Source organism: Psychrobacter sp. PL15 (assembly GCF_035984995.1).
Taxonomy (GTDB): Bacteria; Pseudomonadota; Gammaproteobacteria; order Pseudomonadales; family Moraxellaceae; genus Psychrobacter.
The window spans coordinates 323,935-342,493 of sequence record NZ_JAXCIB010000003.1; the positions used below are offsets into that span (position 1 = coordinate 323,935).

The window sequence follows — 18,559 nt, forward strand, 5'->3', positions numbered from 1 at the left end:
TCACTGCGACAAAAGTGACAATGGTTTATAAACCTCTGTTCGGCATGGATTAATTGCGGCTAATAAGGGTTGTCACAGTAAGGGCATTCCGTCTGCAAAAGCCTTTTATGTTGGGTGCAGCAAATCGACCATGTATAACGCCACTGTAGCTTCAAATAAGCACTTTTACCGTCTTTTATACAATCAGGACAGTGAGGATAGCCAATTCTTGAGTAGCGATTTCTTTTAGATAAAGGTTGCGTCCAAGGCACAGGAGTCCTGCTACTTATATGGTCGCTTAATGGTTGTGAGAAATACATTAAATTCTGACTATTAAAATCATCCATGACCGTTCTTGCTAATACAGCCATATCTGTATGAATATTAGGGTTTATATGCTTAAACCCCTTATCAACATCGCAAGTCCAGATGCGATAACCTGGCCAAAAGTAATAAGTTAGCGTTTGAGGATCGCAACCCTGATTAAGTGCGGCTCTTACTAGCCATGATGTTATGCTCTCATCTTTGTGTAAAGGAGTCGCGATTGTCAGTGGTTTTATCCGATAATTTTGCGTAACCCTTTTGTCGGTCTTAGCCATGACTTATCCTCAATCATTTTCTTTGTGATCTGTTCGTCACCCGATTTAATCGCTTCAATAGCGCATTCATTTATCAGTCTTTTTACATTGCCAATATTGCCGCCACTAATACTGTAAATTAGGTTCAGTATTGAGGTTTCAGTCAAGTTTGATACTTTCTTTAAGGGTAATATTCGCTCGAAACTTCCTACAAGTTTTTTGAAATCCCTATCGTTTTGCCATAGAGGTAGCTCAGCTACGTCAAATCGACTAACGTGCTGCGGGTCCGTGTGTAAAATCCTAACAGCATCTTTAGTGCCGCTAAGCACAATAGGCAACTGCAGAGCATTACAAAGGTACTTAATAGCATTCATTATTAATCGCTGTTGCCTGGCTGTTCCTGTCAGCATTGAGTGAACTTCGTCAATAATGAGTATCTTTACATGAGTTTCGCGTAGGATGTGAACGACCTGAGCACGTAACACACCTGCTGAATCACTCGATTTATATGGCAGTGCGAAATAATCAATTAAGCTAATGTATAAGTCTTTTTCATTCGCTGATGGTGGCGCTTGTATCAAGCAAACAGGTACGATTAGCTCTTCATCAGCGTAGCTCTGGCCAAACCTTTTAGCAAAATCTTGAATAATGGTTGTTTTACCATTATTTGAGTCGCCAATTAGTAAGAGGTTAGGCATTCGGTGCTGCTTTACTTTATTCATTAAGCCTTGCATGACATCTAAGACTTCATTTGCTCGGCTGTAGCCAATCCATCTTGGGGAGTCAATAAACTCAATCCGCTCGTTGTCTGGCAACAAAACAATAGGCCTGAATTTTTCATGAACATGGCTGTAATCTGTGCTTGTCATTACCTGATGTCCTCAAAGAAGTCTAAATCATCACCATCATCATTTTCTGAATATGTAGTATCAGCAGCTACCGTAGTTTGTCTGCTATTAATTTCATCTTTTACAGGCTGATGTATCTCTTGCGATTTAGCGTGAAATTTTCTACGTTGCCCATCCCTACGAAGCGTCAGAGTACTTTCCTCTGATGTCTCTACTAATGCTTGCATGTCTTCCCATGCTTGATAAATTAGTGCTTCATTAACTGTTCCAGACTGCTGTTTGACCTGTTTGTAGATTTGTCTGTATTCCCATAAGCTCATAGCTGGGAGTGCTTGATTTGCTAAAGGTATATCAAAGTAAGTCTTTAAAATAGGGTCATAAAACCAAATGATACTAATATCTCTTGGGTCTTGCCGAAAAATGAATTTCTCCTTTTTCTTAGTGGCTTTATCGGTCTGATTAATAAAATTGTTTAAGCTAGGATCGTAGTAGTTTAAACCTCCAATATTTACTCCATTACGCTGTATGGTGCGTTCAATACCTGGCATAAAATCAAGCAATAATGTTTTATGGCTAGAAGGTAGAGCGGGTATACCAATACCTTCATTGAAATTGTCACCAAATATCCCAAGTTGCCATTGCTCTGTTGGTGTTTTGCCAATAGAGCGATGAACTGACTTATGATAAACCTTAGTGATATAAGTTAAAAACCACGTTTCAAACTCGTCGAGCGTTAGAGCAGCGCTCTTTTCAGAATCATAATTATCTTTTTGCTTAATATTTGAAAAAGTAGTGCCTGGAAGCTCATGTACTGTCTTCATTAAAGTGCCAATTAAACGCTCAATATGACCGCCAAACTCAGGACGGGCTACAGGTCTAAACTCAAGGTCTATGCCATGAAAAGCACAAGATTTCTGTAAGCTCATAGCCCTAAAATCCGATCCATTATCGACATGGATTTTTCTTGGCATACCAAACACATCCCAGGTAGCATCACCTAATCCAAACTCTAACAATAGGTCTGTCTTTGGTAAAACACTTCGTGAAATACACATACCTACCGAAGTCACTGAGGGTGCATCGAGTGATATGTAATACCCCGTAATCATGCGGCTATAAACATCAATAGCCACAGTAAGAAACGGCCTTCCAATAGGCTTCCTGTATTTATCATCAACTAAGATAATGTCTACTGGGGTGTGATCGATTTGAATAACGCTAAGCGGGTATTCTGCGTTAGGGAAGAACCCTGCTTTTGGTGTGAATTTGTCTTTGGCTTTCTCACGATATCCACGGCCCCGCAGGAAGTCGCGCTCGCTAATACTGTTGATTCGCCTTCGTACTGTGCTCTCACTAGGCTTAACATAGCCTAGTCTATAACAACGCTTATAAACCTCACGAATAGTGGCCTCAACTGATGGGCGTTGCTTACATAGATAATGCTCATTTATGACATCATCGATCAGTTTTTCTAAGTCTTTAGATATTCTGTTTTTCCCACTTTTCCAGCCACGTTTTTTGTCAAGTAACGATGCGACAGAGTTTGTTGACTGATAGGACTTAACCCATCGTTTTAAAGTCCTTGCAGACACCTCTGTTTCATCAGCACGTCTCTCATAACCACGCTCACCGATGTATTCATCATAAGCGCCACTTATCAATGGTTTAATAGCTAAATACTTCTTCTGTGCTTTCTGCCAGTCATCATCGCTAATCTCGTTCAAATCTACCTGTATCGAAACATTATTCTTATTGGTGATGTTTTCAAAATCATGGACACTTAGTACTTCGTTTCTCAAACTAGATAGTTTTTTAAATACAGCTTGGTTTATGTCTTCAAGATACTCTATCAACTGATATTCTTCGTTGTTAGACCTCCTTATATACACTCCGCCAAGCGACATTTGAATATAATTCCGCTCAATATTGTCATAGTGATGATCGACTTGTACGCCAATATTCTTATTGATCACTTCATAATCATTGTCGTTAATACTCATGCCATATCTCCAGTTTCTCACTTCGGATATCACTCCAAATATTAAATCCGATCATTTTATTTGCCATCAAGTACCACAAAAGATGTTTGCCTTGGTTATGATAAAGATGGGATTTAAAGTAACGTTCTAACACGTACTCAACTGTCGTATTGCCTCTTAATTCAATGTCTCGAAGTACTGCCTTTACCTCTTCTGACACAACAGTAGTATTCTTATAGCGCATTAGAAAATTAATATTCTCTAGTGCTAAATGATGGATTCTATCTTCATCGTAAATGACAAACCTGAACTCACGCTCCCTGCAAAACTTAATAGTTGCCTTCCATTTGTCTGACCAATCTCGCCAGTTTGTTTGCCATTCTGTTTTTGGCTTAACTTCAACTATAAGAGACTTGCTGGTATCAGGTTTCATCTGAACAAAGAAATCAGGCGTATATTCGTAGTTTCTACCGTTTTTAACAAAAGGTATGGCTATAGGTTGCGAGACTATATCAATCACATCATCTCTAAAAGAATGATAAATGATAAAGTCACGCTCTAACGAAGACTCAAACGCAATTGAGTCGCCTTTGAAGGCAACGTGGCCTGATATGCTTCTACGGGTCGGCTTTATTTTTCTGACTTGTTTCATAAATAATATGACATCTATTTAGGTAAAATATAAGAATATGACAGCTATTTAGACAATTCCATGACATCTATTGTGATAATTATGGCATGAAAAGCCTATGAATGCGTTATGTTTATGACATTAATTGTGAGAACTGACAGTGGCTCAAAGCCAAAACCTGGAGAGATTACTTTAGCTAATAAAGGTGTATTGTTCTTAGACGAGTTACCTGAGTTCGATCGCAGTGTGTTGGAGGTACTGCGTCAGCCGTTAGAAGCCAAGCAAATTACTATCAGCCGTGCCAATTCGCAAATAACTTTTCCGGCAAACTTTCAGTTGATCGCAGCGATGAATCCTTGTCCCTGTGGCTATCATGGCGATACGTCAGAGCGTTGTCGCTGTCGTCCTGAACAGATTAAGCGCTATCAAGATAAGCTATCAGGACCGCTACTTGATCGGATCGATTTACACATTACTGTGCCTGCATTACCGATTGTTGATTTGCAAAATAGTAGCGCTGGTGAAACCTCCGAGCAAGTACGTGCTCGCGTTTCAGTTGCTCATAAGCGTCAATTGGCGCGGCAACAAAAGGTCAATAATGAGCTAAGTCCTAGTGATCTTGATAAACACGTAACACTAGGCGAGGGCGAGCAGCAATTATTACAGATGGCACAGCAGCGCCTTAATCTATCGGCCCGTGGCTATCACCGGGTATTGCGAGTAGCCCGTACGATTGCTGATCTGGCAGATAGTTTAGATATTACTAGCGCTCATGTGTCAGAAGCGCTTAGCTATCGGAGTAAATAGTATTGATTTTCTTTGCAGACAGTGTCGTCTAGAACAGTCCAGTAATATTGCCAGCGTCGTCCACATCAATGCGTTCGGCTGAAGGACGTTTGGGTAGACCTGGCATTTTCATGATAGGCCCGCAGATAACCACAATAAATCCTGCACCGGATGAGATGTTAATGTCACGCACATGGATATCAAAGCCAGTAGGCCGTCCGAGTAGCTTGGCATCATCGCTTAGTGAATATTGAGTCTTGGCGATACAGATAGGCATTTTATCTAGATTGAGCGTTTCTAATTGGCGAATTTTAGACTGTGCAAGTCTACTGATATCAATATCCTTGGCGCCATAAATACGTTGCGCAACCGTACGAATTTTATGCTCAATGCTATTGTCACTGTCATAAGCCAAACGGAATTGGCTGGGTTGGTTCTCTTTATCTTTGAGTAGCTTAAGCAGTGCATTCGCTAACACTTCCCCGCCAGCACCGCCTTTTTCCCACACTTGAGTTAAAGCAACTTCCACACCTTTTTCCCGGCACGCTTGTCGTACCATTTCTATTTCGGCATCGGTATCGCTGACAAACTGGTTAATGGCGACTACTACTGATAAGCCGTATACCTCTTGCATATTCTCGATGTGTTTGAATAAGTTGGGTAGACCTTGTGCAAGCGCTGGCAAGTTTTCAGCGGTCAGCTCATTTTTAGCAACGCCACCATTATACTTTAGTGCTCGAATGGTGGCCACGATAACGGCAGCATCTGGCGTGAGACCTGATAGTCTGCATTTAATATCACAAAACTTCTGCGCACCAAGGTCAGCGCCAAAGCCAGCTTCAGTGAGAGTGTAATCTGCCAAATGCATGGCAACGCGGGTAGCAATCACCGAATTACAGCCATGAGCGATATTCGCAAAAGGACCGCCATGAACAATGGCTGGCGTGCCCTCAATGGTTTGCACCAAGTTGGGCTTGAGCGCCTCTTTTAGTAAGGCGGTCATAGCACCATGGGCATTGAGGTCTCTGGCATAAACGGGCTGTTTGTCTTTGTTGTACGCAACTAAAATATTACCCAAGCGCTGCTTTAAATCGGCCAAATCCGTCGCTAAGCAAAAAATAGCCATGACCTCAGAGGCAACAGTGATATCAAAGCCATCTTCACGCATGACGCCATCGGTGGTTTTGCCCAGACCACTAATAATATTGCGCAGCTGGCGGTCGTTCATATCCATTGCCCGCCGCCAAAATACCTGTTTGGGGTCAATATCTAGCTCATTACCTTGATAAATGTGATTATCTAGCATTGCGGCCAGTAAGTTATTTGCCGCACTAACAGCATGAAAATCACCGGTAAAATGTAGATTAATATCTTCCATTGGTAACACTTGCGCATAACCACCACCAGCCGCACCACCTTTCATACCAAACACTGGGCCTAATGAAGGCTCACGTAAGGCAACCATCGTTAGCTCAGCAGAGTTTTGCTGTTGATGCACGCGGTTTAAAGCATCAGCTAGACCAATCGTTACTGTAGTTTTACCTTCACCGGCAGGCGTCGGATTAATGGCAGTAACTAATATTAATTTGCTGCGTTTGGCTTTAGCAGGTTTGGCAAATACATCATTGGGGTTTATCTTCGCCTTGTAGTGGCCGTAAGGTTCTATATTATTGGTGGATAGGCCGATTTTTTCGGCAATGCTATTGATTGATTGTAAAGTTGCGCTCTGGGCGATGGCAATATCGCTAGGTACGGTCATGTTAAAGGTCTCTTTAGTAGTTATATCACTTTAATACTATTTTATATTGGGCCCAAAAAAACAACCTCAGCAAACTCGCTATGTTAATCTTTGGGAGCGGTATGATATGGGCATGTCGTCGAGACTTTTGGCGTTCATATTTTTAATTAGAGCACCAAAAGCTAGACACTAAAAACTAGACACTAAAAACTAGGACGCGACAAGTTTATTTGTTTATAAGATAAGCAAGCAAATCTGCGAAATTATCAAATGCCTGATTTGGCTCACTGTCACGGATATCTTTGCCGTAATTATAACCATAAGACAATCCGATAGTATCGATGCCTGCATTCTTGCCAGCTGAGATATCATTGATAGAATCACCAATCATAAATGCTTGGTTTGGGTCAAATTTAAGGGTCTCGCAGACATGCAGTAGCGGGGCAGGATCAGGTTTTTTAACCGGTAAGCTATCACCACCTAACACTATATCAAATAGTGGCGTCCAGCCTAAGCCCTCCAAAATCTTAGGGACAAAGCGAATGGGCTTATTAGTGACTAATGCTAAGGTAAAGCCCGCCTCTTTTAATTGTCTCAAACCTTGGTCAACATTAGGATAAGCAGTGGTTTTGCTAGAGTCATGGGCACCATATGCCGCAAAGAATAAGCGTTCAGCGGCTTCCACTTCTGCTACAGATAAGCTTATATCAACTTCAATACTACCTGATAGAGCGCGTTCAACCAGTGATCGTGCACCATTACCTACCCATTCTTTTATGGTATCAATCGGATAAGTCGGTTTGCCCAATTGTGTGAGCATAATATTAGTGGCATCAGCCAAGTCAGGGACGCTATCAATTAAGGTGCCATCAAAATCAAAAATCAAAAGTTTTTTAGTCATTATTTAATCTCATTGTAGCTTGTAGTATGAAAGGGTGGCGTAACGTGTTGTTCTAAGCGTATTGGTTCTTACCTTAGCACAGCGGGCTATTGAGTCTAAAATTATTATAGTTTATTTTGTGACTTGCCGTCGTTATTCAACCTCTTGATAGCGTTGTCGATGCTCAGCTTTCATAGCAAGATAATCTTTGTTTTTTCGGCAACAATCCCATTTTTGTTCAAAGATACGTGCGGACTCAGTCTTAATGGGATCTTCTGGTTGGCATGGCAGCTCTTCACGGCCATGTGCGCCACTTTGGCCCTTCTTTATCGTCAGGTATAGCGCCTTTATACTTCTTGCCACCTCTATGATTGGCATAACGCCGCGCCCGTGTATAACCTATTTGGAGGAACTTACGTGCCATATCTGCACCGACAAAGTCATCAGCGGCTAGATACAAACAACAGCCCAATAGTGTTATACAAGCGTATCGTAGGTTTTTAAGCAATAATCTATAAGCATAAAAAAGACCCCCAAACGTGAACGTTTAGGGGTCTTTTATTTAATATTTTCTAGAATCTAGTAACGAATGGTGGCTCGAGGCAGGTTCGAACTGCCGACACACGGATTTTCAATCCGTTGCTCTACCGACTGAGCTATCGAGCCGTCTTCGTTGAGGCGCTATTAAACTAAATATAGGCGTTACTGTCAAGCTGTTTTTGCTTTATTTGCTATAAAAGATAAGAAACAGCCTGCTAATTCAAAATATTTTACCTTATTCTACAAAATAATCGCTTTTAGTTTTTGATACTTAGCAGATCGTATTCACTCATGATGTGGTGGATATCGCTATCAACGGGCACGAACTGGCGGACACCTTTTTTGACTTCGGCATCATAGACCAACTTGATAAACTTTGCATCAATCGCACGATTACGGTTTTCTGGATGCACTGTTAAATATTGCAGGCGTTTGGCATCAGTCTGCCCATCATCAAAGCAGCCTACCGCAGCGATAGGTTTGTCATTGAACATGCCAACATATAGATACTGCCCACGTTTAAACCCTTGTTCTACAATCCCCAAAACTTCTGCGCCATTGGGATGTTTATCATCAGTATCATACAGGGCCTGCAAGCGCTCGGCTAACTCATGTTCGCGAGCTGGCTTTTGAATAAGGGGCGCATCTAAGCTATTGATAGCAATGGCTTCTAAAGGCATCGTTAGTTCCTATTATCTAGTAGGGCGTATCATCAACTTGCTAGAGCGTAACATCAAATGGTAAGCGTGCGGCAATGATTGATAAAACTTAATCCACTATTTTAGCAGAATTGTGCGAATTTACGTGTGGTTTACTGCTTGGTCGTGGCAGTAAATCTTAGGGTTTGCTATGATGAGGTTAGATAACGCTCGGTCTGTCTTAATTCTAGTGTTTCTAGATAAATTAGGATAGATTTTAGCCAACTCATACCTATTAAAACTTTAGTGTTCTCATGTTGAGGACATGTTGGGTTAATTTTTTAGCCCCATCTCTATTGAATGTTTTTATACTTAACAGAGGATAGCCATGACAGCCAATTCTACTTCACAAGCTCAAGATCAAGATCAAAGCACCGCTTCATCATCAGGCCACAACCTACATGGTCGTGCCGCACGTATCGCAACCGTTGAGCGTATTACTGCTGAGACCCAAGTAACCTGTACAGTCAATCTTGATGGTACGGGTCAAGGTACTGTAGACACCGGTGTGCCATTCTTAGACCACATGATCGATCAAATTAAGCGTCACGGTCTTTTCGATTTGGAGATTAAGTGCACTGGCGATACTTTCCTTGACGATCACCATAGTGTTGAAGATACGGGTATTACTCTTGGCCAAGCCTTTGCTAAAGCGCTAGGCGATAAGAAAGGTATTCGTCGTTATGGACACTTTTATGCGCCATTAGACGAAGCCTTAAGCCGTGCGGTCGTCGATCTCTCTGGCCGTCCAGGACTACATATGGATGTTCCATTTACTCGCTCGCATGTGGGTAGATTTGATGTCGACCTATTTAGTGAGTTTTTCTATGGATTTGTCAATCATTCGTGGATGACTGTGCATTTGGACAACCTAAAAGGTAAAAATAGCCATCACCAAATTGAGAGTACCTTTAAAGCCTTTGCCCGTGCGCTACGTATGGCTTGCGAGTATGATGAGCGCGCGCTAAACACCTTGCCATCAACCAAAGAGGCGTTCTAAATGGGCAGAGCGACAAAGATTGCGTTATTAGATTATGGTATGGGTAATTTACACTCAGCCAGTAAAGCACTGTCAGCCGTCGGCGCTGAAGTTTCTATCACCAATGACCCCAAAGTCGTCGCTGCTGCCGATAAGATTTTCTTTCCGGGTGTTGGTGCGATGCGTGCTTGTATTGCCGGCATGCACGAGGCAGGTATTGATGATGTGATACGCCATGCGGTATTCAATAAGCCGGTGATGGCTATCTGTGTGGGTATGCAAGCATTATTTACTGAGTCTGCCGAAAATGATGGTACGCCTTGTCTGGATATTTTAGACGGACAAGTAAAAGCCTTTGATCCAGCATGGACCGATGAAAAAGATGCGCTGATTAAAGTGCCGCATATGGGCTGGAATACTATAAACAGTATGGATTTTGAGCACCCACTATGGCATGGCATTGCTGACAATTCGCACTTTTACTTTGTGCACAGCTATTATTGCGAACCAGCAGACAGTACGCAAGTCGCTGCTGTTTGTGATTATGGTCAGCCGTTTTGTGCCAGTATCTTGCAAGATAACTTATTTGCCACTCAGTTTCATCCAGAAAAAAGCCATAGTGCAGGCTTGCAGCTATTAAAGAACTTTGTAGAGTGGGATATTTAGACAAACGTGGATTAACTATTTACTTCAGCAATAGGGTAAGCAAACTCTCTTTTATTTTTAGTTATTTTCTACTCTCTGACACGCGGAAAAAACAGTGGATTTTTATATCTTGAAGATCGGCATTATGAATGCCACAGGACTAGAAAAAGATGCCCTACACATGTATGTGGGCATCAGCGTTTATCTATTGAGTTTAATCCTGCTGCGTCCAATTTTTAGAAAATATAGTATCAGGTCATTTATCGCTTTAATCATGGTGACCTGTATTGCCATACTAGGCGAGTATTTAGACAATCGCCATACTATTACAGAGTTAGGTATCTCTGGCATACGAAGCGTAGAGCTAAAGGCTAGCATCCATGATCTTATCAATACTTGTCTGCTCTCTTATGTGCTCTATGCGCTCACAATGTGGACAAAGGTTTTTCAATCAGTTACCAAACCAACCAGATTGTTAAAATAACGACCTTAGACTGGGTTAGTCTTAGTCTATTTTGAAACGAGCTTAAGTAGGGTAGCCCCGAATTGGTGCTAGCCTACTTTTTATCATACAACTCACGTATCACTTCACCAATGACTTATCATATAACTCGCGTACCACGTCCCCAATCACCTTAATACCATCAATCAGGGTCTGCTCATCAGCAGCAATACTCATGCGAATACATTCATGCGCATGTTTATAGTTATCGACATCGATACCGGGGAAGAAGTATTGGCTCGGCACAATCAACGTGCCTTTTTCCTTAAGAATCTCGTATAGCTCAAGGGTAGTAACAGGCAAGTCTTTAAACCACAACCACAAGAATATCGCCCCTTCTGGCTTATGAATGGATAAGGGATAATCACCTAAGGCTTCTTTTAATAAACGTACCGCGGTATTGGCTTGCTGCTGATAAAATGGCTTAATAGCCTCATCAGATAATTGCTTAATACGATCATCTTTCACTAGAGGTGTAGCAAGCGCGGCACCAAAGCGGGTAGGGGCCAGATTGACTACGGCATTCATTGAGCTTACTGCAGAGATGACTTCAGGAGCAGCCACGATGATACCAGTACGCACGCCTGGCAAACCGATTTTAGACAAGCTAAAGCATAAAATGGTATTGGTATCCCAGTTCAGGTGCGCGTCAGAATAAATAATATTAGGAAACGGCATACCATAGGCGTTATCAATAATCAGCGGCACCTCATAGCGTTTGGCAATATCAGCTAAACGGCTCATTTCTTCATCGGTCAACACATTACCTGTTGGATTGGTTGGGCGTGAGCAGCAAATCGCGCCGATACGACCTTCAACCAGGGCGGGCAGGTTTTCAAGTGCCTCAAAGTCCACTCGATATTTAAAGAACCCTGCCTCACCGTCATGAGTAACCTCATCAATATGCGGTAATACCGCCGCAAAATGCTGACCATCGACATGCACATCACTGTAGCCAATATATTCAGGTGCTAATGGCAGCAGAATTGATTTATCTATCGATTGGTTCTGCTCATCTGTAAACGCGCCACCAAACAGATTGAATAAGTAAAAAAAGGCATTTTGTGAGCCATTGGTCAGGGCAATATTATCAGCGCTTAAGTTCCAATCATAATGACGATTAAAGAATGCTACTAGGGCGTCAATAAAGGTGGCATCACCTTGTGGGTTAGAGTAGTTACTCATACTAGTGATGGCGGTGCTTGCTATTCCACCAGCGGCCTCTTTATCAGAACCCTTCTTATCAAAGCTGCCATCATTACCAAGCGCTTGATAGGTTTGCAAAAACATCTCATTGACCGCTTCAATACGGGCAGGATTACCACCACCTAGCATATTAACCGGTTGATCGCTTTTTAAGGCATCGCCCAAATCATCCATTAACTGAGAAATACCGGTTGGCTGGGTAAATTTTTGACCAAATTTTGAGAAATTCATAAGGTTACTCTAGGGTTATAAAGTGATATAAAATAAATCATTTAGAGGTTAGTATAGCAAATGGTTGCTATGAAATGAGCAAACCGCATTACTGATATCTGTTTATATGCCTATACGCCTATATGTCGAGTGAATCAAAAAACGCCCTCTAAATAAATAGAAGGCGCTTTGAATGTTTGGGGTCTTGAGGTTTTGTAGCTGATCCTTGAGAAGCGTTAAGAAATTACACTGTAATTTTAGCTTTGCAAGTAAAAATTTCTTAAAGGGGATTTTTTGTTACGCTTGTAGTTGATAGCTTATGGCGCTTACAGCACCTAAGCACAGTAGCATTGCTGTTACCTCGACACTATTCCTGTGCAAGGTGCTGTAAGCGCCACACTCTACCAAGCTATCGCTGTAATCAGGGCTAAAAATCCTTATAATACGATGGTCAATAGCAGCATAAAATCCTGTTAATGAAGTTAATATAGTAAGTTATAAGTCTCTAATTATCTCATAAATTTCAGGTGTAGTAACACCACTATCTAAAAACTGAAACAATATGACTTGTAGCTCAGGGTTTATTTCAAACTCCTCCTGATTAAGCTTGGAGTTTCTATTAGTTTGAATAATACCACTACTAAGCATACGATCAACTAAGTACCCCCCTTTCTTTTTTCTAATTTCTACTGACTTTCTGGGCTTAAAATTACCATTGCTATGAAATAGTTTAATAAGACTCTTAAGTGATTTCATACTTATATCATCACTTATATGTGAAGGGTTATCGATAGAGTCTATGATTTCTGAGGTATTATCTAGTAAAAGTATTTTTTTCGAAAGATGGGTCTTTTTTAATTGAGAATTGGTTTTCTTAGAGGGAGATATTTTAATAACCCCACTTTCAAAAAGGGTTTCTTCGTTAAAAATGCAGTTTACAAGCCCATAGTAATCATAAATATAGCAATCCTTAATCGTTAAATCGCTGAAATCAAATATTAGTTTAGGGTTTATTTTCAATTCCCTAATGTTATATAGATAAAGTTTAGCAATCCCCCCTTTATTATTTGAAAAAATATCTACTAAAGCTTTATCAAGATCTTTTTGTATATTTAAGTTGTTCTTAGATTTAAGTATTCCTAAATATAGTATAAAGAGATTAGAGGTATATTCATAATATTTGTTTCTTACTGAAACTTCATTACTAATATTTATTAAATCGTTAATATTTTCGCTATTAAGTAAAGTCGAGACAACTATATCTTCAATATCAGTTTTATAAAGTCGCTTACCAATATCTAAGGAGAAGTTATTTAAATAGCTAACCCTAGATACTAACAAATCTAATAACTGGACATTGGCAATAGTTTGATTAGAGAACATCTGTGCTATGGATATCTTCAGGAAAAAATCTTTTAAGAAGTCATATCTAATATTAATCAATTTATCAGTAGCGTAATCGATAAAAGCATGGTTCAGAAGGAGAGAAATAGTAGTATCGTTAGTTTCAGTTATGAACTCTTGGACGATCAAAGTAAAGTCAGTCTTATTTATTGTTTTATTAATTGTACTCAGTTTGCAAAGTATTTTCATCTGTTCAATAAAGCTGATACCGATTTTTTTAACTTCACGTTTACATACGGCATATATTAAATAATCTAACATATTGTTTTTTATTAGCCCTAATTCTTTCGCTTCCTCATTTTTAATATCAAAAATATTTTCTATATCTTCGTTTTTAGTTTCGTTAGATACTAAATTACTTATAGTATCTAACATGAAAGGGCTATAATAATTTTCATTCGACTGATCAATAAGTTTCTGGACAAGGCTCATTGATTTTTTTTGTAAGCTTATATTGTTCTTGAATCGACTTTTAAAAAACTGCTCAGTTTGATTTTTATTAAAAGGCTGTATTTCTACATTTTCTATACGAAACTCTTCATTTATTTGATTGAAAGCTTCCTCCCAGATATAATCTCGACAAGTAATAATTATTTTTGTTTTAACAAGGTTAAAACAATAACTATCGAAAATATTTTTTAAGAAACTTTGTAGTTGAAATTCAATGTTTACACCCGAAATTATTTCATCTAAACCATCTAGTATTATTACAAAGCTACCGTTATCTACGGAAAGTTTAAATAACTCTTCAGTAAACAAACCCGTATCTGAAATGCTAGCTTTATAAAGATCGTAAATTGTTGAAACCCTATCTGTTTTTAGCTGATCTAAAAGTACCGAAGAATCCAAAAATAATACGTATTGATCCTCACTCATTTTTAAATTAGTATTTAGAAAGTTTCTTACAATAGTAGTTTTCCCTACTCCTCCAGGCCCAGTTAGAACTATTAAAGGACTATTATCTGAATTAAACCATCTTTTCACAAGTCTGGAAGCGACAATTTGCTTTTCATTACTACCAACTTTAGAAGAATAGTTCTCAATAAAAAATTCTGTATTTTGATAATACTGACTAAATAACATTGGTTGTAGATATTCTTGATACAAATATTTTTTTCCAAAGTCGTCAATAAATTCTATATTACCATCACTTTTAAAAATACCTCTATAAGTACTTTTTACATAACCAATACGTCGTTCGGGTGAAGAGTCAGAAGGTTTATTTATGAGTAATAGTAGTTTTGTAGAAGCTTTGGTTTTTTGTAAAAACGTAGCATATAGATTTTCTAAAGAACCTTTAAGATTAATATTGCCTATAAACGCAATATATATTTTGTCACCATTCATGAAATTTTCTAGTTCATATAATTCAAAATATTTTCTACTATCATCACTTAATATTGGAAATTCTTTACTCATAGTGAATGTTTTGTTTTTATCTAAGTATGACGATACAGTATTATAAATAGTCGTAGGCTTGTGTGTTTCAATAGAAGTAAAGTTTGAACCGTATTTTTTCTGTATTTTGTTTTCTAGTTCTTTTATTTGTGGCTGTGGCATAACTCCTACATTTTCATTACACCCAGTAGAATTCCCATCATCACCCCTATATAGAACAGTATTTTTTCTATAATTAACTGTATTAGTTTGAATATCTGTATTTAAATAGTATAGTCTATAGGGTTGTTCTATCTTAAATATTAATATATTCTTATTTTCAATGATTTCTAATTCTATACTATATTTAATTTCTGAAAAATCTGTTATGGCGTTAGTTAGTTTTGCATTAATATCTTTTTTTAAAGATTTTAAATCGTACTCACTTATATTCGAATCTTCAAATAATTTTGTACTTTCATTAAAACCTATAACCATGTAACGAATCTCATCAAAGCAATCTAAATTAGCATTGGTTAGGGCAAGAAAATCTTTTATAAACTCTCCCCATAAACGCGTTTTATCGATACTTTTGGTTTGTGGATCATTACAATCCCAGTACCAAGAGCTTTTATACTCTATATTGCTGCATTCAGATTTCTTACATAAATCCTTTATGTCCATTTTTATGATCACTTTTGAGTGTAGTTGATATTATTAATTATTTACGTTTGCTTTATTATATTGATCTTATTTAGTATTAATTTATAATATGTATTATCTATTAATATAATATCCTTTAACCTATAATGGACAAAATAGTGATAATGCTATTTATAAGTCTTATATGAGATGAGAATATATAAAATCTAATAACAGCATACCTTTCTTTTAGACTGAAAGATAATAGGTTTTCAAGTCTCCGCTATAACCCCTAAACCATCGCTCGTACCCGTGCCATAATTCCGCGGCCAATAACCAAGCGCACGTAGATAATCGAAATGCTAAATAACAAGGCAACTAATACTAGGCTGCCAATACCTATACTGGCCCACGGCATACTAAACTGTAAATCAAACCAGTAAGTAATAACTGCCCAAGCACCAAGACTAGCGATAGTCACCGCAAATGCCGCAGCACTAATACCTAATAATCCAAGCTCTAAAATATTGAGCATATACAAGTCGCGCTTTTGCATCCCTAACAGACGGAACGAGGCGCTTTCTTGCATGCGATCTTGTGAGGTAGATAGTAATGAGCTGATTAATACCATAACCCCAGTCAACAGCGCAAGTAGGGTAAAGATATACACCAAACGGCTCATCTGCATGACTAGACTTTGTATTTGTTGGGCAATCGCCGTACCATCAATAGTGGTAATCGCAGGAAAGCGCCGCACAATTTTGCTTTGTAGCTCTGGGATTTCATCGGCTATAACGTGAGCTGTAGCAAACTGAATTTGCGGGGCCGAAGACAATACTGATGACTCAAATAAGAAGTAAAAATAGGGACTTGGGCCGCGCTCATAGCGCGAACGAATACTGGTAATCTGGCCAATAATCTCGATGCCTTGAATATTAAAGCGTATCTGATCGCCCATCTCAACATTGAGCATACCTGCTGCCGTATCTAAGATAGAGAGCGGATGCACTTGCTGTGCGGGTTGTTGACTTGATTGCTGTTCTATCTTTTGATTTTTCTGTAGAGTCGGATTAGTAATAGGCGCATAAAGGGCACCATCTTGTACTGCAGAAGTGATAAATTCAGTCTTCATGACCGTATCTGCATAGCTTAAGTTAAATACCCGCGTTGGGTCATCAAAACCATCGGCAGGCTCAATGTCCTGTGCTAGGACCTCGTTAGCGGTCACAACGCGTGCCCGAATGACAGGATAATAACTGACCGGTGCCTCAATCATGGAGTCAATGTCATCATGTTGATCGCTTTGGATATCTAATAGAAAAATATTGGGCGCGTCTTCAGGATAGGCATTCACAAACTGTGCATTGATACTATGATTTAGCGTAGTGATTAGGGTCAGTACGGCTACCGAAAGCGATAAGGTAACGAAGAATAATGCAGATTGATTGCCCTTGCGGGCAAGGTTATGGATGGCAATACGCGGCATCCAGCCTATTTTTGAGAGCATGGCAATGCGCGAGAGTAACCACAACCAACCGCGTGCCAATGCCCAAAATATGGCAATGAATACTATTAAGCCGATAAGCAACTGCGCGCTCAATTTCCATGACTGTACTTCGTAAGCAAAAAATCCATACAGTCCAGCCAGCAGTAGTCCATACCACAATATCGGTAGGCGCTTATACCAGGTTAGGCGCTGTGATTGTTGACTGGCCCCTTGGTTGAGTAAAGTAGCAGGCTTGGTATGGTTGAGCGCACTAAGGCCGCGCTGTGTAATTAATGCCGTTAGTACTAACGCAATCACAACGGTTTTAACCGCGCTGATAGGTTTAATGATCAAGCCAATATCTGCTGGTAAAATAGCAACAAGATAGGGTTGACCAATCTTCAGTAGCGCAAAGCTAAGCAATACTGCCGCGATGCAAGCGATTATAGCCGTTCCCATCAGCAGTTGATAATAGCTACGCTTAAGTGATCCAATAGGCTCACCTACGGCCAAACGAATGGCATTATTAGACTGCTGCTTGGTGACAAAGGCGGTAATAACACCATACATCGCCACGGCTGATAACAGCAATACTGCAATGACCAGCAGCTTTAAAAACATCAATACATTGTCGGAGATTTGCGAGACCGAGGTATCTGCTGACTCGGCATCAGACAGCTCAATATCGGGATAGTTCGCAATTATTGTGGTCAATTGCTCGCGCTGAGTCGCCATCAGCTCAGGGTCACCTGCCAGCTCAATACGATAGCTCACTCGGCTGCGTTGCCCTAATAGATTGGTTGCTGCCAGCGCGTCTTGTTGCATCAGTACCCGACCACCAAAACCAAACGCGGTCAATGGACGGTCGGGCTCTTTAATCAGCTCATCTGCAATGGTAAATTGAGCCTCACCAATCGTAATACGGTCCCCAACGCGGACGTTTAAGCTGGTCAGCACCTCAGGGGCTACTATGACGCTGTCAGGCGTCAGCTGTTGCGCTAATGGTTGTCCAGACGCCAGCTCTACCTCACCGTATAAGGGGTAAGCAGCTGATATTGCCTTCACCCGGGCCAGCACAGTCTGCTCATCTGTGACCACCATTACATTGAACTGATAGTCATAGACCGACTGCGAGTCTGTCATTGTTTCAACTTGGCTCACAACCTCTGCTGGCCAGTCCTGATTACTGGTCAATACCAAATCGCCACCAACTAGTGCCCGTTGATTGTCGTTGATATAGGTATTCACTGACTGTTGAATGGAGTCGAGGGTTAGATAAGTGGCCAGCGATAACGTTAAAGTCAGTAAGAACAATACGGGATATACCCAGCGTCGCCACCAACTACGACTTAGCGCTTTGGTGCCTAGGTTACGGCCAAAAATTTGACTCATAATGCCTTGAGATTGCTTGGTTAATAGCTTTGAAGGTTGCTTATCCATTGACTCATTAT

Annotated in this window: 13 protein-coding genes, 1 tRNA gene and 2 pseudogenes; 4 read left to right on the top strand and 12 right to left on the bottom strand. The window is 40.0% G+C overall.

All coding sequences use genetic code 11. The features are described 5' to 3' along the window. Window positions 1-59: 59 nt before the first annotated feature. The 4 genes from RCH20_RS04375 to RCH20_RS04390 are packed head-to-tail and all read right to left on the bottom strand — an operon-like array spanning window position 60 to window position 4,036. The gene (locus RCH20_RS04375; RefSeq protein WP_327192729.1) at window positions 60-578 is read right to left on the bottom strand and encodes a TniQ family protein; all 519 of its coding nucleotides are present in this window, start codon (window positions 576-578) and stop codon (window positions 60-62) included. Further along, complete coding sequence (locus tag RCH20_RS04380) at window positions 536-1,426, bottom strand: TniB family NTP-binding protein (protein WP_327192730.1); 891 nt, start codon at window positions 1,424-1,426, stop codon at window positions 536-538. The genes RCH20_RS04375 and RCH20_RS04380 overlap by 43 nt, the downstream gene beginning before the upstream one ends. Continuing rightward, window positions 1,426-3,405, bottom strand: coding sequence for a Mu transposase C-terminal domain-containing protein (locus tag RCH20_RS04385; protein WP_327192731.1), 1,980 nt, complete (start codon window positions 3,403-3,405; stop codon window positions 1,426-1,428). Before RCH20_RS04385 ends, RCH20_RS04380 begins: the two co-directional genes overlap by 1 nt. Beyond that, window positions 3,395-4,036, bottom strand: a complete 642-nt coding sequence (locus tag RCH20_RS04390) for a TnsA endonuclease N-terminal domain-containing protein (RefSeq protein WP_327192732.1) — start codon at window positions 4,034-4,036, stop codon at window positions 3,395-3,397. Before RCH20_RS04390 ends, RCH20_RS04385 begins: the two co-directional genes overlap by 11 nt. Window positions 4,037-4,177: 141 nt before the next feature. Here RCH20_RS04390 and RCH20_RS04395 point away from each other — a divergent pair. After that, window positions 4,178-4,822, top strand: a pseudogene (locus RCH20_RS04395) (ATP-binding protein); the annotation flags it as partial. Window positions 4,823-4,850: 28 nt separating this feature from the next. On the opposite strand, the gene RCH20_RS04400 reads toward RCH20_RS04395, so the two are convergent. The 5 genes and pseudogenes from RCH20_RS04400 to RCH20_RS04420 all read right to left on the bottom strand — a co-directional run bounded on the left by RCH20_RS04400 (window position 4,851) and on the right by RCH20_RS04420 (window position 8,639). Continuing rightward, on the bottom strand, window positions 4,851-6,560 hold the full coding sequence (locus RCH20_RS04400; protein ID WP_327192733.1) for a formate--tetrahydrofolate ligase: 1,710 nt from the start codon (window positions 6,558-6,560) through the stop codon (window positions 4,851-4,853). 205 nt (window positions 6,561-6,765) lie between these two features. Further along, entirely contained in the window at window positions 6,766-7,440 is a 675-nt protein-coding gene (locus RCH20_RS04405; RefSeq protein WP_209956112.1) for a phosphoglycolate phosphatase, read from the bottom strand. 132 nt (window positions 7,441-7,572) lie between these two features. Then, window positions 7,573-7,876 (bottom strand): annotated as a pseudogene (locus tag RCH20_RS04410) (DUF4385 family protein); the annotation flags it as partial. A 133-nt stretch (window positions 7,877-8,009) separates the two neighbouring features. Next, window positions 8,010-8,085 (bottom strand) — tRNA-Phe (locus RCH20_RS04415). Window positions 8,086-8,216: 131 nt separating this feature from the next. Next, window positions 8,217-8,639, bottom strand: coding sequence for a hypothetical protein (locus tag RCH20_RS04420; protein WP_327192734.1), 423 nt, complete (start codon window positions 8,637-8,639; stop codon window positions 8,217-8,219). Between the two features lie 346 nt (window positions 8,640-8,985). Between RCH20_RS04420 and hisB the strand changes: the two genes are divergently transcribed. From hisB to RCH20_RS04435, 3 genes are all read left to right on the top strand, one after another. Then, entirely contained in the window at window positions 8,986-9,657 is a 672-nt protein-coding gene (gene hisB, locus RCH20_RS04425) for an imidazoleglycerol-phosphate dehydratase HisB (protein WP_327192735.1), read from the top strand. Next, window positions 9,658-10,302: an imidazole glycerol phosphate synthase subunit HisH gene (gene hisH / locus RCH20_RS04430; RefSeq protein ID WP_327192736.1), complete on the top strand. Its 645-nt coding sequence runs from the start codon at window positions 9,658-9,660 to the stop codon at window positions 10,300-10,302. Between the two features lie 124 nt (window positions 10,303-10,426). Then, a complete protein-coding gene (locus RCH20_RS04435) occupies window positions 10,427-10,765 on the top strand; it encodes a hypothetical protein (protein ID WP_327192737.1) in 339 nt (112 codons plus the stop codon). A gap of 99 nt (window positions 10,766-10,864) precedes the next feature. On the opposite strand, the gene RCH20_RS04440 is transcribed toward RCH20_RS04435, so the two are convergent. The 3 genes from RCH20_RS04440 to RCH20_RS04450 form a co-directional block, all read right to left on the bottom strand. After that, on the bottom strand, window positions 10,865-12,220 hold the full coding sequence (locus RCH20_RS04440; RefSeq protein ID WP_327192738.1) for a valine--pyruvate transaminase: 1,356 nt from the start codon (window positions 12,218-12,220) through the stop codon (window positions 10,865-10,867). Between the two features lie 474 nt (window positions 12,221-12,694). Then, on the bottom strand, window positions 12,695-15,664 hold the full coding sequence (locus tag RCH20_RS04445; protein WP_327192739.1) for an ATP-binding protein: 2,970 nt from the start codon (window positions 15,662-15,664) through the stop codon (window positions 12,695-12,697). A gap of 250 nt (window positions 15,665-15,914) precedes the next feature. Continuing rightward, window positions 15,915-18,548: an ABC transporter permease gene (locus RCH20_RS04450; RefSeq protein ID WP_442793091.1), complete on the bottom strand. Its 2,634-nt coding sequence runs from the start codon at window positions 18,546-18,548 to the stop codon at window positions 15,915-15,917. Window positions 18,549-18,559: the final 11 nt, after the last annotated feature.

What these genes read in the sequence shown, in the direction of transcription:
- RCH20_RS04375 (WP_327192729.1), bottom strand. Translation starts at nt 578, where the DNA reads ATGGCTAAGACCGACAAAAGGGTTACGCAAAATTATCGGATAAAACCA.
- RCH20_RS04380 (WP_327192730.1), bottom strand. Translation starts at nt 1,426, where the DNA reads ATGACAAGCACAGATTACAGCCATGTTCATGAAAAATTCAGGCCTATT.
- RCH20_RS04385 (WP_327192731.1), bottom strand. Translation starts at nt 3,405, where the DNA reads ATGAGTATTAACGACAATGATTATGAAGTGATCAATAAGAATATTGGC.
- RCH20_RS04390 (WP_327192732.1), bottom strand. Translation starts at nt 4,036, where the DNA reads ATGAAACAAGTCAGAAAAATAAAGCCGACCCGTAGAAGCATATCAGGC.
- RCH20_RS04400 (WP_327192733.1), bottom strand. Translation starts at nt 6,560, where the DNA reads ATGACCGTACCTAGCGATATTGCCATCGCCCAGAGCGCAACTTTACAA.
- RCH20_RS04405 (WP_209956112.1), bottom strand. Translation starts at nt 7,440, where the DNA reads ATGACTAAAAAACTTTTGATTTTTGATTTTGATGGCACCTTAATTGAT.
- RCH20_RS04420 (WP_327192734.1), bottom strand. Translation starts at nt 8,639, where the DNA reads ATGCCTTTAGAAGCCATTGCTATCAATAGCTTAGATGCGCCCCTTATT.
- hisB (WP_327192735.1), top strand. Translation starts at nt 8,986, where the DNA reads ATGACAGCCAATTCTACTTCACAAGCTCAAGATCAAGATCAAAGCACC.
- hisH (WP_327192736.1), top strand. Translation starts at nt 9,658, where the DNA reads ATGGGCAGAGCGACAAAGATTGCGTTATTAGATTATGGTATGGGTAAT.
- RCH20_RS04435 (WP_327192737.1), top strand. Translation starts at nt 10,427, where the DNA reads ATGAATGCCACAGGACTAGAAAAAGATGCCCTACACATGTATGTGGGC.
- RCH20_RS04440 (WP_327192738.1), bottom strand. Translation starts at nt 12,220, where the DNA reads ATGAATTTCTCAAAATTTGGTCAAAAATTTACCCAGCCAACCGGTATT.
- RCH20_RS04445 (WP_327192739.1), bottom strand. Translation starts at nt 15,664, where the DNA reads ATGGACATAAAGGATTTATGTAAGAAATCTGAATGCAGCAATATAGAG.
- RCH20_RS04450 (WP_442793091.1), bottom strand. Translation starts at nt 18,548, where the DNA reads ATGGATAAGCAACCTTCAAAGCTATTAACCAAGCAATCTCAAGGCATT.